The organism is Streptomyces sp. CA-250714, assembly GCF_050936705.1.
In the GTDB taxonomy this organism is placed as follows: domain Bacteria; phylum Actinomycetota; class Actinomycetes; order Streptomycetales; family Streptomycetaceae; genus Streptomyces.
On sequence record NZ_JBNJMI010000001.1, the window covers coordinates 3,446,586 to 3,460,711 of the forward strand.

Sequence of the window (14,126 nt, forward strand, 5' to 3'; positions counted from 1 at the left end):
GAACGAATCTAAGGCATCGGCCCGGTGCCGCCCCGACCAAGCTCCCCTTCCCACCGCCTGTACAGCTTGTGCGGCACCCCCGCCGCGTCCAGCACCCGCCCCGCCACGAAGTCCACCAGGTCCTGGATGTGCCGGGCGCCGGCGTAGAAGGCGGGCGACGCGGGCAGCACCACAGCGCCCGCCTCGTCCAGCGTGACCAGGTGCCGCAGCGTCTGACCGTTCAGCGGGGTCTCCCGTACGGCGAGGACGAGCGGGCGGCGCTCCTTGAGCGTCACGCTCGCCGCCCGTTGCAGCAGATCCTTCGAGAGCCCCAGCGCCACACCGGCCACGCACGCCGTGCTCGCCGGGACCACCAGCATGCCCTTGACCGGGTACGAGCCGGAGGAGGGGCCCGCCGCCAGATCGCCCGGGGACCAGTGCCGCACCCGCGCCGGGTCGACGTCGAACGCGTCCGGGGTGCCGTCTGCGCCGCGGGCCAGCCAGCGGCGCAGGTCGTGCTCCGCGTGGGCGTCGCGGAAGGGGTGCCCCGTCTCGTCGAGGATCGTCAGCCGGGAGGCGCGGGTGACGATGAGGTCGATGTCCTCGCCTGCGGTGAGCAGTGCCCTGATGACCGCCGCCGCGTAGGGGGTTCCCGATGCGCCGGAAACCCCCACGATCCAGGGGACCCGTCCATTAGCGTTCACGCCTGAGAGCCTACGACTGGTGAGGGGGTGCCCCTGTCCGACGTCCGCAGGCTGCGGCTACGTCGGGGCTTGTCGCGCAGTTCCCCGCGCCCCTTACAGGGCGCCTCTCCCGCCGGGACGGGAGCGCGTAACCTCAAGGGCATGCCTGTCACCCGCCCTTATCACGTCAGCAGTCGACGGCACGTCAGTCACGTACGGCACACGGGTCAGGTCGCCGCGGCGGCGGCGTGTGCGACCGTGCTGGCCGTTGCCGTCAGCGGCTGCTCCATGGCCGAGAAGGTGACCACGGGGCTCAAGGTGAAGCACGCCTTCGAGAAGCTGGGCGATCAGCCTTCCGCCTCGGTGCTGGTGTCGGTGGACGGCAGCAGGGCGGACGCGGAGAAGTTCCTGCGCGCCGCGGGTGGCGACGACGAGGGCTCGGTCCGGCACGCGGCGCGGCTCCTCACCCGCGGCGAACTCACCTTCGCCGTCGGCTCCGACCGCGAGGAGACCCCCCTCAAGGAGCTGAGCCGCTCCGAACGCCTCCGGTTCGCGGCGGCCGTCAACTTCGGCGGGAAGGACGTACTGGCCACCAAGTCGGTCGAGGAAAAGCTGTACGTACGGATGAACCTGCGCTCCCTCGTCGCGCAGACGGGCGGCTCGAAGGCGGACCGGCACCGCGCCCGTACGATCGTCTCGCTGGCCAAGGACCTTCCTACGACGCTCGGTTCGGCCAAGGACGCGCTCAAGGGCAGGTGGGTCGAGATCGACCCGGAGTCGTTCGACGACTTCGCGCGTGCCGCACAGGAGATCACCGCGGAGGAGGACAAGGGCGAGAGGCACGGGCAGCAGCGGGGCGGGTCCCAGCGGCACGCCGCAGAGGGCTCCGATCAGAGCGACGAGACGAGCAAGCGGCTGAGCCGTGCGACGGCCGCGGGCCGCGCCCTCAACGGGGAGTCCGAGCGCGAGTTCCTGGAGGGGCTGGAGAAGACCCTGGGCAAGCACGCGCGGTTCCGCAAGGCGGGCGAGTACGGCGGCGCCGAGCATGTGACGGTCTCCATGCCGGCGCGCCGCGCGGCCCCCGACCTGTCGCGGGCCCTGGAGGCGCTGGGCGCCCGGCTGGATCCGTCGACGGTGCCCGACAGGACCGTCAGCGCCGACCTCCAGATCCGGCGCGGCCAGCTGACGGGGCTCACCGTCGACCTGGAGCAGTTCCTCAGCGGCAAGCAGGCCCGGAAGGTGCACCTCCCGCTGCGGCTGGACTTCGGCAGCGGGGACGCCGTCTCCGTACAGGCTCCGGACGGGGTCAGCGAGCTGAAGCCGCAGGACCTGCTGGCCGCCGTGATGTACGGCGCCCTGGGCACGGGCGACATCTGAGGCCATCCTGGGGCGGGGTGCGCCCCGAAGGGGCGCGGGGAACTGCGCGACCAGCCACGCCGCAATCTGCAGCCCGCGCACTTCGGCCAGGGGCACCCCCTCACCGGCACAACGGAGTAGCTGTCGACGCTCGGGAACCCTCAGCACACCGTTCGCCGTTATAGAACGTGACGGGGTATGTCCTAGCGGGGGACGCCCCGCGAGGAGGGCAGCATGGCGAAGGGCTCGGACGGCTCGGGCGGCGCCAAGGCGATGGCGGCCGGGAAGCTGATCATCGGCTGGGTGGCACTGCTGTGGGTGCTGGAGGCGGTGGACCAGGCGTCGGGCAACGCGCTGGACACCTTCGGTATAGAGCCCCGCCGTATCGGCGAGCTGGTGGATGTGATCCCCAGCGCCTTCATGCACTTCGGCTTCGAGCATCTGATAGCCAACACGCTGCCGCTGCTGATCCTCGGCTTCCTGGCGGCGCTGCGCGGGGTGGGCCGCTTCCTCGCCGTCGCCACGATCATCGTCGCGGTCAGCGGCCTCGGCGTCTGGCTGATCGCCCCGGCGCACAGCAACACCGCCGGCGCCTCCGGCCTGATCTTCGGCCTCTTCGGCTATCTGCTGGCCCGCGGCTTCGTGGACCGCCGGATCACCGATGTCGCCCTCGGCACGGTCGTCGCCGTCTTCTACGGCTCCATCCTGTGGGGCGTCCTCCCCACCGAAGCCGGCGTCTCCTGGCAGGGCCACCTCTTCGGCCTGATCGGCGGTGTCCTCGCCGCCCGCCTCACGGCCGAACCCCGCGCCCTGACCGAGGGCAAACCCTCCTGGCACTGACGCCTGACCGCGGCCGCCCGCCCGGTACGCGGGTGGGCGGGCGGCTCAGAGGGCCAGCCCCCGCACCGCCAGATCCAGTAGCGCGCACCCGAACAGTGCGATGCCGATGAAGCTGTTGACCTGGAAGAAGGCGCGGTTGAGGCGGGAGAGGTCGTGGGGGCGGACGATGGTGTGCTCGTAGAGGAAGGCGACGACGACGATCAGCAGGCCGAACCAGAAGAAGGCCCCCGCGTGGGTGAGCAGGCCGAAGGCGAGCAGCAGCGCCACCGTGACCAGGTGGGCCGCCCGGGTCGCGTACAGCGCTGCGGCGGTGCCGAACCGGGCGGGCACGGACTTGACGCCGTTGGCGCGGTCGGCCGTCACGTCCTGGCAGGCGTAGATCAGGTCGAAGCCGCCGATCCAGATGCCCACGGCCAGGCCGAGCACGACGGCGTGCCATGACCAGGCGCCGGTGACGGCGATCCAGGCGCCGGTGGGCCCGATGGCCTGGGCGAGCCCCAGGATGGCGTGCGGGTAGTTGGTGAAGCGCTTCCCGTACGGGTAGACCACCATCGGCAGCACGGCGAGCGGCGCCAGCGCCAGGCACAGCGGGTTGAGCAGGGCGGCAGCGCCCAGGAAGACCACGAGAGCGACCACGGCGCCCGTCCAGGCCGTACGGACCGACACCGCGCCGGTGACCAGTTCCCGCCCGGCGGTGCGCGGGTTCCGGGCGTCGATCTCGCGGTCGATGATCCGGTTGGCGGCCATCGCGAACGTCCGCATTCCCACCATGGCGACGGTCACCAGGAACAGCTGCCACCAGTGGACGCTGCGGCTGTCGCGGAACATCGCGGTGAGCGCGGCGATATAGGCGAACGGCAGCGCGAAGACCGAGTGCTCGATGACGACGAGGCGGAGGAAGGCCCGCACCCGCCCGATGTCCGCGCCCGGACCGGGGCCCAGCACCCCCTCGGCTGTGCTCCCGCTCACAGTCCGTACTCCTTCCAGCGGCGGCTCACCAGGTCGGCCACCCGCGGGTCCGGCTCGATCATCTCCGGCCAGCCGCCGTCGCGTGTATAGCCCTCCTCGGGCAGCTTCCGGGTGGCGTCGATACCTGCCTTGCCGCCCCAGAACTGCTGGTAGGAGGCGTGGTCGAGGTGGTCGACGGGGCCCTCGACCACCGTCAGGTCACGGGCGTAGTCCACGTTGCCCAGCGCCCGCCAGGACACCTCGTGCAGGTTCCGTACGTCGCAGTCCTTGTCCACGACGACGATGAGCTTGGTCAGCGACATCATGTGTGCGCCCCAGATGGCGTGCATCACCTTCTGCGCGTGCTTGGGGTAGCGCTTGTCGATGGCGACGATCGCGCAGTTGTGGAAGCCGCCCGACTCGGGCAGGTGGTAGTCGACGATGTCCGGCACGATGATCTTCAGCAGCGGCAGGAAGAACCGCTCCGTGGCCCGGCCCAGCGGCCCGTCCTCCGTCGGCGGGCGGCCCACCACGATGGACTGGAGCAGCGGCCGCTTCCGCATCGTGACGCAGTCGATGGTCAGCGCGGGGAAGGGCTCCTGCGGCGTGTAGAAGCCGGTGTGGTCGCCGAACGGGCCCTCCGGCCGCATCTCGCCCGGCTCCAGCCAGCCCTCCAGCACCACCTCGGCGGCGGCGGGCACCTGGAGCGGGACCGTCTTGCAGTCCACCATCTCCACGCGCCTGCCCTGCAGAAAGCCCGCCAGCAGATACTCGTCGATGTCCGCGGGGAGCGGCGCTGTGGAGGCGTACGTGACGGCGGGCGGACAGCCGAAGGCGATGGCGACGGGCAGCTTCTCGCCGCGGCGGGCCGCCACCTGGTAGTGATTGCGGCTGTCCTTGTGGATCTGCCAGTGCATCCCGATGGTGCGGCGGTCGTGCCGCTGGAGCCGGTAGAGGCCCAGGTTCCGGACGCCGGTGTCGGGGTCCTTGGTGTGGGTGAGGCCCAGATTGAAGAACGAGCCGCCGTCCTCGGGCCAGGTGAACAGCGCCGGCAGCCGGTCCAGATCCACCTCGTCACCCTGGTGGACGACCTCCTGGACGGGCGCGTCCTTCACCTTCTTCGGCGGCACGTGCGCCATCGCGCCGAGCTTCCCGAACGCCTCCCGGAAGCCCACGAAGCCCTGCGGCAGCTCGGGCTTGAGCAGGCCGCCGATCTTCTCGCTGATCTCGTCGTACGAGGACAGGCCGAGCGCCTTGAGGAGACGGCGGTCGGTTCCGTAGACGTTCATGGCCAGCGGCATGTCCGAGCCCTTGACGTTCTCGAACAGCAGCGCGGGGCCGCCCGCCTTGTTCACCCGGTCGACGAGCTCCCCGACCTCGAGGTGCGGGTCGACCTCGGCCCTGACCCGTACGAGGTCGCGGTCACGCTCCAGGGCTCGCAGCAGCGAACGGAGATCGTCGTATGCCATACGCCTCAGTATCCTCCCTGATGTCCGCGCCCTGAGCGCCGGGGGTTTGGCCCGGGCCATTACGCTGGCCCCGTGGGGACCCGCACGCCGGGCCCCCACCCCGCATCCGTCCGGCGGCATCTCGCACCCAGGGGGCGTTCCGCGTGATCATCAGGCTCCTGCCCTTTCTTCTGGTCCTCGCCCTGTGGATCTACGCCTTCATCGACTGCCTGAACACCCCGGAGAACGAGGTGCGCAAGCTGCCGAAGGTGGTGTGGGTCATCATCATCCTGCTGTTCGGGCAGGTCCTGCTGGGGCCCATCGCCTGGTTCCTGGTGGGCCGCCCACGCCGGAACGCGCCGTATGGCGCGGTGCGTGCCGATGAGCGGCGCTGGGTTGCCCCGGACGACAATCCGGACTTCCTCAAGTCCCTGGGCCAGTCCCCTGCGGAGCCCCCTTCGGGGAGCGAGCCGCCGAAGGATGCGGAGCCGCGGAATGACGCGGAGCCGCCTCGCGCGGAGCCGCCCCGTTCGGACCGCCCGGACGAGGAGCTCCGCAATCGGCAGGACCGCGACGAGTAGCGCGCTCCTTCTCGCCGCGAACTCTTCTCGGGAAGCGGCGACAAGAGGCTCAGCCCCGAGAGAGGGCTCAGCCGCGAGAAGAGCTGTACTCCGCGCGGAGCGCGGCGAAGCGGGCGGGGGTCCAGGTGGACCAGTCCATGGGGTGCCCCCGCAATTCGTCGGCGAGCAACTCAAAGTGCTGGTGCCAGCCCGCGAGGACGTCGAGGACCCGTTCCGCGTCGCCCGTGAAGTCGTTGCGGAAGCGGACCCGGGTGCGGTCGTCGTCGAGGGAGCCGCGCAGGGTGAAGCCGAAGGAGCCGCGCCCGTCGACCGTGTACTCGGCGAGCCGTCTGCGCGACCAGGCGGTGATCCGCCCCGGTGCGGCGACCCCCTCCGGGGAGGCGGGGCCGCCCTCGTCGGCGGAGCCCGTATGGTCGCCGTTCAGCCAGCGCAGCGTCACCGCTCCGCCGGGGCCCGGCTCGAACGGGTCGGCGGCGGCCAGCCAGCCCCGCAGCCCTGCGGGGGTGGCGACCGCCGCCCAAACGCTCTCCAGCGGGTGCGGGAACGACAGCTCGAAGCCGACCGTGTGCGCCGCACCGTCCGCGCTGCTCCGCGCGGTCCCGTACGGGATGTCGTAGGGCAGGGAGGCCACGGTCCCAGGACGGCTTTCGGTGCTCATAGCTCCGCCTTGCCTTCGTCCGGCACGCCGGAGAGAGCCGGCCCCTGGGGAAGGGCCCCTCAGACTCCGGCGTACGAGTGCTTGCCGTTGAAGAAGATGTTGACGCCGTAGTAGTTGAACAGGAAGCAGGCGAAGGCGAGCAGTGCGAGATACGCCGCCTTACGGCCCTTCCAGCCCGCTGTGGCACGCGCGTGCAGGTAGCAAGCGTAGGCGACCCAGGTGATGAACGACCAGACCTCCTTCGGGTCCCAGCCCCAGTAGCGTCCCCAGGCGTCGCCCGCCCAGATGGCACCGGCGACGATGGTGAAGGTCCAGAAGGGGAAGACCGTCGCGTTGATCCGGTAGGCGAACTTGTCCAGCGACGTCGCCGAGGGCAGCCGCTCCATGATCGAGCTGCGCAGCTTCCCCGGCTTCCGCCCGGCCAGCAGGTGCGACTCGTAGCCGTCCCGGAACAGGTAGAGCACGGAGGCGACGAAGCCGAGGTAGAGCAGCGCGCCGCAGATGATGGCGAGCGAGACGTGGATCCACAGCCAGTAGGAGTGCAGCGCCGGGACGAGTTGGTCGCTGTCGGTGTACAGGACGGTGACGGCCAGGCCCAGGTCCAGCAGGACGGTGGTGACCAGCGGCAGCCCGATCCAGCGGACGTTCTTCTTGGCGAGCAGGAAGCCGAGGTACGCGCCGACGGCGACCATCGAGAAGGCCGTCGAGAACTCGTACATGTTGCCCCAGGGGGCACGCTGCACGGACAGCGAACGGGTCAGCACCCCGCCGGCGTGCAGCAGGAAGGCCAGCACGGTGAGCGAGACGGCGATCCGCCCGTACATGTCGCCCTGTTCGTCGCCCGCGGCGGCGCCGGGGCCGTCGGGCAGATCGCCGCGGCGGCCGCTGCTGGAGCGGGTGACGATCTTCGGCGGTGCGGGCTTCTCCAGTACGGCCGTGCCGCCGCCCTCCTCCCTGGCCCGTACGGTGACGCCGGACTCCTGGGCCGGAACGGCCCCTTCCGCCGCCGGCTTCTTCGTCAGCGCGGCGGCCGTACGCGCGACCTTGCTGCGCGAGCCGAACGTCCACTCGGCGATGTACGCGAAGAAGGCCAGCACATAGACGGCCATCGCCGAATAGATCAGATAGTTGCTGATCTGGGCGAGCTGCTCGTTGGGTTCGGCTGCGAGGAGGTTCACTTGCCTGCTCCTTCGGGGGCGTCAGCAGGATCGGCGGTGTCCGGGGACGCGACGGGGGCCGCGTCTTGCATGTCGGTGGCCAGGGAGGCGAGTTCGTCGGGCAGGCGGGCCGACTCGCTGCGGCCGAGCCCGGCCAGCTCGACGACCGTACGCCCGTCGTCGGCCGCGTAGGCCCGCACCCACACCCTGCGGCGCTGGATGAACAGGGAGCCCGCGAGCCCCGCGATGGCGGTGAGGGCACCGCCGAGCGCCCAGTCGTTGCCGACCTGGTGGGAGACCTGGAAGTTCGCCCACTGCTTGACGCCGTCGAACTGGAGGCTGCCGGCCCCGTTCGGGAGGGTCATGGTGTCGCCGGGGGTGAGCTTCTTGGCGAAGGGGCTGCCGTCCTTGTCCTTGAACTTCGTCATGTTCTCGGTGTCCAGCTGGTACACGTTCTGGGCCGGCCCGCCGTCGACGCCCAGGTTGCCGTGGTAGGCGGTCAGGAACATCGCCGGGTTCTTCAGGCTGGGCGACTGGGAGAACATGGTGCCGCTGTGCGGCTCGAAGTCGGGGACGAAGAAGCCCTGGAAGCCGAGCTGGTCCTTGCGGCCCTTGGCGTCCAGATAGTCGGTGACCTTCACCACACCGCTGGACGTCTGGTTGTTGTCCTGCTGGAGGAAGGGCACCGGGCCGCGGTAGGCGATGTTGCCCTTGCCGTCCTTGACGGTGACCACGGGCGCGTAGCCGTTGGCGATCAGATAGACCTTGGAGGAACCGATCTCCAGCGGGTGGTTCACCTTGATCGTGGTGTGCTTCTCCTTGCCGCTCGCACCCTCGGTGTAGGCGACGTCGGCGCGGTAGTCGCGTGCGGTGCCCTTGTTGGGGCCGCTCTCCTCGTAGCTGGCGTGGAAATCCTTCAGCCGGAAGCCGAACGGGTCGAGCATGTCCGCGCTGAAGAGGGAGCCGGACCGGAAGTCGTCGTACTGCGTCAGGACGTTGGAGAACCCGTCGCCCTGCACGATCAGCTTGCGGCCCTCGGACTTGAACAGCTGCCCGGAGGCGAAGGCCAGCAGCAGCACGATCAGCGCGATGTGGAAGAGCAGGTTCCCCACCTCGCGCAGATAGCCCTTCTCGGCGGCGACGGCATCGCCGCGGGACCCGCCGTCGCCGTCCTGGTGCGTACGGAACCGCCTGCGCTTCAGCAGCGCGCGGGCAGCGCCCAGCACCTGCTCCGGCTCGGCGTCGGTGCGCCAGGTCGCGTACACCGGCATCCGGTCGAGACGGCGCGGGGCGCGCGGCGGACGGGACCGCAGCTGGCCGATGAACTGCCAGGTGCGCGGGACGATGCAGCCCACCAGCGAGATGAACAGCAGGATGTAGATCGCCGAGAACCAGACCGACGTGTAGACGTCGAACAGCTGGAGCTTGTCGTAGAGCGGAGCGAGGGTGGTGTGCTCCTCGCGGAACCGCTCGACCTTGAGCGCGTCGACGGACGTCTGCGGGATGACGGAGCCCGGTATGGCGCCCAGCGACAGCAGGAAGAGCAGGATCAGCGCCACCCGCATCGAGGTGAGCTGCCGCCAGAACCAGCGCAGCCAGCCCAGCGGGCCGAGCGAGGGAACGTTCAGCTTCTCCTCGCTGGGGGCCGTCGAGAGCTGGGCGGTGGCCTCGCGCTCACCCGCGGCGTCGGTCGACTTGTCGGCCTCGGTCGCCTTGTCGGCGTCGGCCGCGTTGTCGGCTTCGGCCCGGGTCGCGTCACCGGCCTCGTCGGCTGCCGCCGCGGCGGTGCCCTTGCCGGTACCGGTCGTGCTCATGGATCAGATCCCCACCGTGAAGTCGGACGACCAGACCGTGATCTCGTAGACGATCCGGTCCCAGATGCCTGTGACGAGCAGCACGCCGACCGCGACGAGCATCCCGCCGCCGATCCGCATGACCCACGCGTAGTGCTGCTTCACCCAGCCGAACGCGCCCAGCGCCCGCCGGAACGCGATCGCGGCGACGACGAACGGCACGCCCAGACCCAGACAGTAGGCCACCGTCAGCAGTGCGCCCCGCCCGGCGCTCGCCTGGTTCGAGGAGAGCGTGAGGACGGCGGCGAGCGTGGGCCCGATGCACGGCGTCCAGCCGATACCGAAGAGCACCCCGAGCATCGGCGCACCGGCCAGCCCTATCGCTGGCCGCTTGTGGATACGCAGCTCGCGCTGGGTGAACCGGGTCAGCGGCCCGAGCGCGCCCATGAAGGCGAGCCCGAGCAGTATCGTCAGGCTGCCCATCACCCGGGAGATGAGAGTGCGGTTCTCCTGCAGCGTGGCGCCGAAGCCGCCGAAGAGGGCGCCGCCGGAGACGAAGACCGCGGTGAAGCCGAGTACGAACAGCCCCGCGCCCAGGAACATCCGCCCGCGCCGCGCCTCGGCCAGGTCGGTACCGCTGACGCCGGTGACGTAGGAGAGGTAGCCGGGCACCAGCGGCAGCACGCACGGCGAGAAGAACGAGACCAGTCCGCCGAGCAGCGCGATGGGCAGCGCGAGCAGCAGGGCACCGTTGAGTACGGTGCCGTTCATGCCCGTTGCCGCCAGGGATGACGTCGCCTGGGACGCCGCCAGGGAGGTCGCCGCGAGGGAGGTCATGGGGCGGTCACTTCGCGTCGGTCAGAGGGTCGAGCGCCGAGCGCAGCTCCTTCTCGCTCAGTTCCTTCAGGGCCCGCACCGCGACCTTGCCGTCCTTGTCCAGGATCAGGGTGGAGGGGATGGCCTGCGGGGAGAGGGTGTTCTTGGGGAACTTGAGGATGAGCTTGCCGCTGGGGTCGTAGAAGCTCGGGTAGTCGATCTCGTAGTTCCGCTCGAACGCCTTGGCGTTGGCCTTGTCCAGGTCACGGGTGTTGATGCCGAGGAACTGGACGTCCTTGCCCTTGGTGTCCCGCGCGACCTTGGCGAGGTTGGGTGCTTCGGCACGGCAGGGGCTGCACCATGAGCCCCAGACGTTCAGCACGACGACCTTGCCCTTGTAGTCGGAGAGCTTCAGCTTCTTCCCATCGACCGAGGGTCCCGACAGGTCGGGCACCGAGGTGCGCTTGCCCTTGGCGACCTTGGTGATCTCGCCCGTACCCTTCACGAACTTGGTGTCGCCGGAGGACGAGCCGGTCTCCTGGCCGCCGCAGGCGGACAGCAGCGTTGCGCCGGCGGCGAGCCCGGCGGCCAGCAGGGTGATGCGGCGGCGGGAGGCGCGGGTCTGGCTCATGTGAAAAGTTTCGCATGCCCCATTGCGGGACCTTCCACGCCCCCCTGCTCCCTCTCGTGCGAGGGCTGCCCCCTTGCTGCGCTTGGGGCCTGCACCCTTGCTGCGCTTGGGCAGTCTGCGCCAGGTGCGCAGGGTGGGCAAGCGCAGCACCGGCCACCGGGCCGCAGACGAACGGCGCCCACTGCACGGTGCGGGGTACGGCCGTCGCGCGGGTGCGGCCCCGCTTGTGCCCACCCGTCCCGCCCCTGCGGAACGATTGCCCACAAGCGGCAGAGAGGGAGGGCTCAAGCGCCCGCCCCGCGGCTTTGGGCGCCCCCGCCCTTGGGGCGCTTCGCGCCCGCCCGCAGATGCGCCGGCACCAGATCGTGCGCCGGTTCGGAGTAGCCGACCGAAACGATGCGGTCGCCGAGAAAGGTGAAGCTCGTCAGCGAGGCGAGCGTGCACTGCCGACGCCGCGGATCGTGCCACAGCCTGCGCCGCTCGACAAAGCTGCGCAGAATCCAGATGGGCAGCTGATGGCTGACGCACACCGCCTCGTGCCCGTACGCCGCGTCCTTGGCGCTCTCGACCGCGCCCCGCATCCGTACGACCTGCTCGATGTACGGCTCGCCCCAGGAGGGCCGGAAGGGGTTGCGCAGATGACGCCAGTTCTCCGGCCTGCGCAGCGCTCCGTCGCCGACGCCGAACGTCTTGCCCTGGAAGACGTTCCCGGCCTCGATCAGCCGCTCGTCGGTGTCGACGTCGAGGCCGTGCAGCTTGGCGATCGGCGCAGCGGTCTCCTGCGCACGCTCCAGCGGGGAGGCGGCGACGTGGGTGATGTCGCGCCGCTCCAGGTGCTCGGCGACCCGGTCGGCCATCCGGCGGCCGAGCTCGGAGAGGTGGTAGCCGGACAGCCGCCCGTAGAGGATGCCCTCGGGGTTCTCGACCTCGCCGTGCCGCATCACATGGACGACGGTGACCGTCTTGTCGCCCGTGCCGCCCGCGAGGTTCCCGCTCATGCCGGCACCGCCTCGGCGGCAGCGCGCGCGGCGGCGGGCAGCGCGTCTGCGATGCGCTCGATGGCCCGCTCGTCGTGCGCGGCGGAGACGAACCAGGCCTCGAAGCCGGAGGGCGGCAGATAGACGCCCTGGGAGAGCATCGAGTGGAAGAACGCGGTGAAGCGGAAGGATTCCTGCCGCTTGGCTGCCGCGTAGTCGGTGACCCCCGCGTCGCCGAAGTCCCCGAAGAAGACGGAGAACATGCTGCCCGCCGTCTGCACGGTGTGCGCCACGCCCTCCTTGTTCAGCGCCTCGGTGGCCAGCTGCCGCACTTGGCGGGCCGCGGCGTCCACCACCGCGTGCGCGGCGAAGTCGTCGGCGGCCAGCAGCCGCAGCTGGGCCAGCCCCGCGGCGGTGGCGACCGGGTTCCCGGACAGCGTGCCCGCCTGGTAGACGGGGCCCGCGGGCGCGAGGTGGTCCATGACGTCCTTGCGGCCGCCGAACGCCGCCGCCGGGAAGCCGCCGCCCATCACCTTGCCGAAGGTCATCAGATCGGGGGTCACACCGTCGATGCCGTACCAGCCCCGCGCGCTCGCCCGGAAGCCGGTCATCACCTCGTCGGAGATGAAGAGCGCGCCGTCCGCCTTGCACAGGTCCTTCAACCCCTGGTTGAAGCTTGGTTCGTGTTCGGTGGCGTCGCGCGGCGGGACGATGCCCATGTTGCCCGGCGACGCCTCGGTGATCACACAGGCGATCTCGCGGGGGTGCGCGGCGAACGCCTCCCGGACCGCGTCCAGATCGTTATACGGCAGCACGATCGTGTCGCCCGCCTGCGCCCCGGTGACCCCCGGGGTGTCCGGCAGACCCAGGGTGGCGACCCCGGAGCCGGCCGAGGCGAGCAGCGCGTCGACGTGCCCGTGGTAGCACCCGGCGAACTTGACGATCTTGGAGCGGCCGGTGAAACCGCGCGCCAGGCGGATCGCCGACATGGTCGCCTCGGTACCGGAGGAGACGAGTCGTACCTGCTCAACGGGGTCGATGCGGTCCACGATCTGCTCGGCGAGCGCCACCTCGTCCTCGACGGGCGTACCGAAGGAGGTACCGCGCTCGACGGCCTTGCGCACGGCGTCGGTCACCTCGGGGTGCGCATGGCCGAGGATCATCGGCCCCCAGGAGCAGACCAGGTCGACGTACTCCCTGCCGTCAGCGTCGGTGAGGTAGGGACCGGACCCTGACACCATGAACCGGGGCGTACCGCCCACACCGCGGAAGGCGCGGACCGGAGAGTTCACGCCTCCCGGCGTCACGGCGGCGGCGCGGTCGAAGAGCGACTGCGATACTGGGGCGCTGTACGAGTAAGTCACGAAAGCCATGGTGTCAGAGCCCTGTGCGCGGGGGCCCGGGGGCGTTTCACACTCCGCGGGGCGGGGAGGTCTCTGACACGATGATCGGGCCGCACGGGGACGGCTGTGCGGCTCGGATGAGCAGTCGGGTGGTGACATGCATCGCGGTGGCGGACTGGGGGAGGGGCCCGGCCCCTCGGAGACTGGCCCGAAGCGAGCCCAGGGGCGCCACAGGCGCACTGCGGCGGAGAGTGGAACCACGGCGGGGAGCGGCGCGAACGGCAGCACGACGGACGAGGGAACGGCCGGCGCCGGTTCCGCGTCCAACGGCGGGACCACGGGCGGCGCCACGAGCGGCAGCACCACGAGCGGCAGCGGCCTTGTGCGGGGCGGCGGCCTCGCGGGCATCGGGAGCACGGCGAAGACCAGGAGCGGCAGGGGTGGCGGCCGAGTGGGGGTGACCTACAAGTACTTCGGGGCGCCGGACGGTGCCACGGCCGCGCGCGTACCCATCTCGATGCGTCCCGAGGAGCTGGGCGGGGACGAGCTGGGTCAGGGCATGTTCACCAAGATCAAGCCCGAGACGATGGCGGCGATGGTGCTGACAGGGATCGAGGGGATACCGCTGCACCGCGTTCCGCCGCTCGAACTCGTCGTTCTGCATCCGGACTACGCGGTGGTGAAGCTCCCGATGACGGTCGTGGATCCGCTGCGCGGTGTCGGTGAGGAGACGGTGGGCGCCGCGGCCTTCATCTGGTCCACGGTTCCCGACCGCGCCGGCCCGCAGGACGCCTTCAACGTCTACCAACTCCTGCACCGCTGGCAGGATTTCTCCGACCGCCTCCACGAGGCGGGCCACCAGGCGTACTGCCTGGTGTGGCCGTAGCTCCCCAGCGCGTGGCGCCCGTCCGGCGGC

The 14,126-nt window shown here is 70.6% G+C and carries 14 protein-coding genes; 4 read left to right on the plus strand and 10 right to left on the minus strand.

What is annotated here, in order from left to right; all coding sequences use genetic code 11:
- Positions 1 to 8 precede the first annotated feature (8 nt).
- Positions 9 to 683 carry a UbiX family flavin prenyltransferase gene (locus tag ACQEU8_RS15300; RefSeq protein ID WP_433100850.1) on the minus strand — a complete coding sequence of 225 codons (675 nt, stop codon included), beginning with the start codon at positions 681 to 683 and terminating at the stop codon, positions 9 to 11.
- Between the two features lie 141 nt (positions 684 to 824).
- On the opposite strand from ACQEU8_RS15300, the gene ACQEU8_RS15305 reads away from it, so the two are divergent.
- Together ACQEU8_RS15305 and ACQEU8_RS15310 are read left to right on the plus strand one after the other, a co-directional pair.
- Positions 825 to 2,039 (plus strand): hypothetical protein, encoded by a 1,215-nt coding sequence (locus ACQEU8_RS15305; RefSeq protein WP_433100852.1) that lies wholly within the window; start codon positions 825 to 827, stop codon positions 2,037 to 2,039.
- A 213-nt stretch (positions 2,040 to 2,252) separates the two neighbouring features.
- Positions 2,253 to 2,858, plus strand: a complete 606-nt coding sequence (locus ACQEU8_RS15310) for a rhomboid family intramembrane serine protease (RefSeq protein WP_433100854.1) — start codon at positions 2,253 to 2,255, stop codon at positions 2,856 to 2,858.
- A 45-nt stretch (positions 2,859 to 2,903) separates the two neighbouring features.
- Here ACQEU8_RS15310 and mqnP read toward each other — a convergent pair whose 3' ends face one another.
- Positions 2,904 to 3,827 carry a menaquinone biosynthesis prenyltransferase MqnP gene (gene mqnP / locus ACQEU8_RS15315; RefSeq protein WP_433100856.1) on the minus strand — a complete coding sequence of 308 codons (924 nt, stop codon included), beginning with the start codon at positions 3,825 to 3,827 and terminating at the stop codon, positions 2,904 to 2,906.
- The gene (locus ACQEU8_RS15320) at positions 3,824 to 5,275 is read right to left on the minus strand and encodes a menaquinone biosynthesis decarboxylase (protein WP_433100858.1); all 1,452 of its coding nucleotides are present in this window, start codon (positions 5,273 to 5,275) and stop codon (positions 3,824 to 3,826) included. The genes mqnP and ACQEU8_RS15320 overlap by 4 nt, the downstream gene beginning before the upstream one ends.
- Positions 5,276 to 5,421: 146 nt before the next feature.
- On the opposite strand from ACQEU8_RS15320, the gene ACQEU8_RS15325 reads away from it, so the two are divergent.
- Positions 5,422 to 5,835 (plus strand): PLD nuclease N-terminal domain-containing protein, encoded by a 414-nt coding sequence (locus ACQEU8_RS15325; RefSeq protein WP_433102418.1) that lies wholly within the window; start codon positions 5,422 to 5,424, stop codon positions 5,833 to 5,835.
- A 67-nt stretch (positions 5,836 to 5,902) separates the two neighbouring features.
- Here ACQEU8_RS15325 and ACQEU8_RS15330 read toward each other — a convergent pair whose 3' ends face one another.
- From ACQEU8_RS15330 to hemL, 7 genes are all read right to left on the minus strand, one after another.
- Positions 5,903 to 6,493, minus strand: coding sequence for a hypothetical protein (locus tag ACQEU8_RS15330; protein WP_433100860.1), 591 nt, complete (start codon positions 6,491 to 6,493; stop codon positions 5,903 to 5,905).
- A 59-nt stretch (positions 6,494 to 6,552) separates the two neighbouring features.
- Entirely contained in the window at positions 6,553 to 7,671 is a 1,119-nt protein-coding gene (gene ccsB / locus ACQEU8_RS15335) for a c-type cytochrome biogenesis protein CcsB (RefSeq protein WP_433100862.1), read from the minus strand.
- Positions 7,668 to 9,464 carry a cytochrome c biogenesis protein ResB gene (resB, locus tag ACQEU8_RS15340; RefSeq protein WP_433100864.1) on the minus strand — a complete coding sequence of 599 codons (1,797 nt, stop codon included), beginning with the start codon at positions 9,462 to 9,464 and terminating at the stop codon, positions 7,668 to 7,670. Before resB ends, ccsB begins: the two co-directional genes overlap by 4 nt.
- A 3-nt stretch (positions 9,465 to 9,467) precedes the next feature.
- Positions 9,468 to 10,214 (minus strand): cytochrome c biogenesis CcdA family protein, encoded by a 747-nt coding sequence (locus ACQEU8_RS15345; protein ID WP_433102420.1) that lies wholly within the window; start codon positions 10,212 to 10,214, stop codon positions 9,468 to 9,470.
- 73 nt (positions 10,215 to 10,287) lie between these two features.
- Positions 10,288 to 10,890: a TlpA family protein disulfide reductase gene (locus ACQEU8_RS15350; protein ID WP_433100866.1), complete on the minus strand. Its 603-nt coding sequence runs from the start codon at positions 10,888 to 10,890 to the stop codon at positions 10,288 to 10,290.
- Between the two features lie 284 nt (positions 10,891 to 11,174).
- On the minus strand, positions 11,175 to 11,888 hold the full coding sequence (locus tag ACQEU8_RS15355; protein ID WP_433100868.1) for a histidine phosphatase family protein: 714 nt from the start codon (positions 11,886 to 11,888) through the stop codon (positions 11,175 to 11,177).
- On the minus strand, positions 11,885 to 13,240 hold the full coding sequence (gene hemL, locus ACQEU8_RS15360; RefSeq protein WP_433100870.1) for a glutamate-1-semialdehyde 2,1-aminomutase: 1,356 nt from the start codon (positions 13,238 to 13,240) through the stop codon (positions 11,885 to 11,887). Before hemL ends, ACQEU8_RS15355 begins: the two co-directional genes overlap by 4 nt.
- 127 nt (positions 13,241 to 13,367) lie before the next feature.
- Here hemL and ACQEU8_RS15365 point away from each other — a divergent pair, with 127 nt between their 5' ends.
- Positions 13,368 to 14,096 carry a hypothetical protein gene (locus ACQEU8_RS15365; RefSeq protein WP_433100872.1) on the plus strand — a complete coding sequence of 243 codons (729 nt, stop codon included), beginning with the start codon at positions 13,368 to 13,370 and terminating at the stop codon, positions 14,094 to 14,096.
- Positions 14,097 to 14,126 lie beyond the last annotated feature (30 nt).

Bases quoted from the DNA above. Each gene is read 5' to 3' on its own strand.
- ACQEU8_RS15305 (WP_433100852.1), top strand. From the start codon at position 825: ATGCCTGTCACCCGCCCTTATCACGTCAGCAGTCGACGGCACGTCAGT.
- ACQEU8_RS15310 (WP_433100854.1), top strand. From the start codon at position 2,253: ATGGCGAAGGGCTCGGACGGCTCGGGCGGCGCCAAGGCGATGGCGGCC.
- ACQEU8_RS15320 (WP_433100858.1), bottom strand. From the start codon at position 5,275: ATGGCATACGACGATCTCCGTTCGCTGCTGCGAGCCCTGGAGCGTGAC.
- ACQEU8_RS15330 (WP_433100860.1), bottom strand. From the start codon at position 6,493: ATGAGCACCGAAAGCCGTCCTGGGACCGTGGCCTCCCTGCCCTACGAC.
- resB (WP_433100864.1), bottom strand. From the start codon at position 9,464: ATGAGCACGACCGGTACCGGCAAGGGCACCGCCGCGGCGGCAGCCGAC.
- ACQEU8_RS15345 (WP_433102420.1), bottom strand. From the start codon at position 10,214: ATGAACGGCACCGTACTCAACGGTGCCCTGCTGCTCGCGCTGCCCATC.
- ACQEU8_RS15350 (WP_433100866.1), bottom strand. From the start codon at position 10,890: ATGAGCCAGACCCGCGCCTCCCGCCGCCGCATCACCCTGCTGGCCGCC.
- ACQEU8_RS15355 (WP_433100868.1), bottom strand. From the start codon at position 11,888: ATGAGCGGGAACCTCGCGGGCGGCACGGGCGACAAGACGGTCACCGTC.
- hemL (WP_433100870.1), bottom strand. From the start codon at position 13,240: ATGGCTTTCGTGACTTACTCGTACAGCGCCCCAGTATCGCAGTCGCTC.
- ACQEU8_RS15365 (WP_433100872.1), top strand. From the start codon at position 13,368: ATGCATCGCGGTGGCGGACTGGGGGAGGGGCCCGGCCCCTCGGAGACT.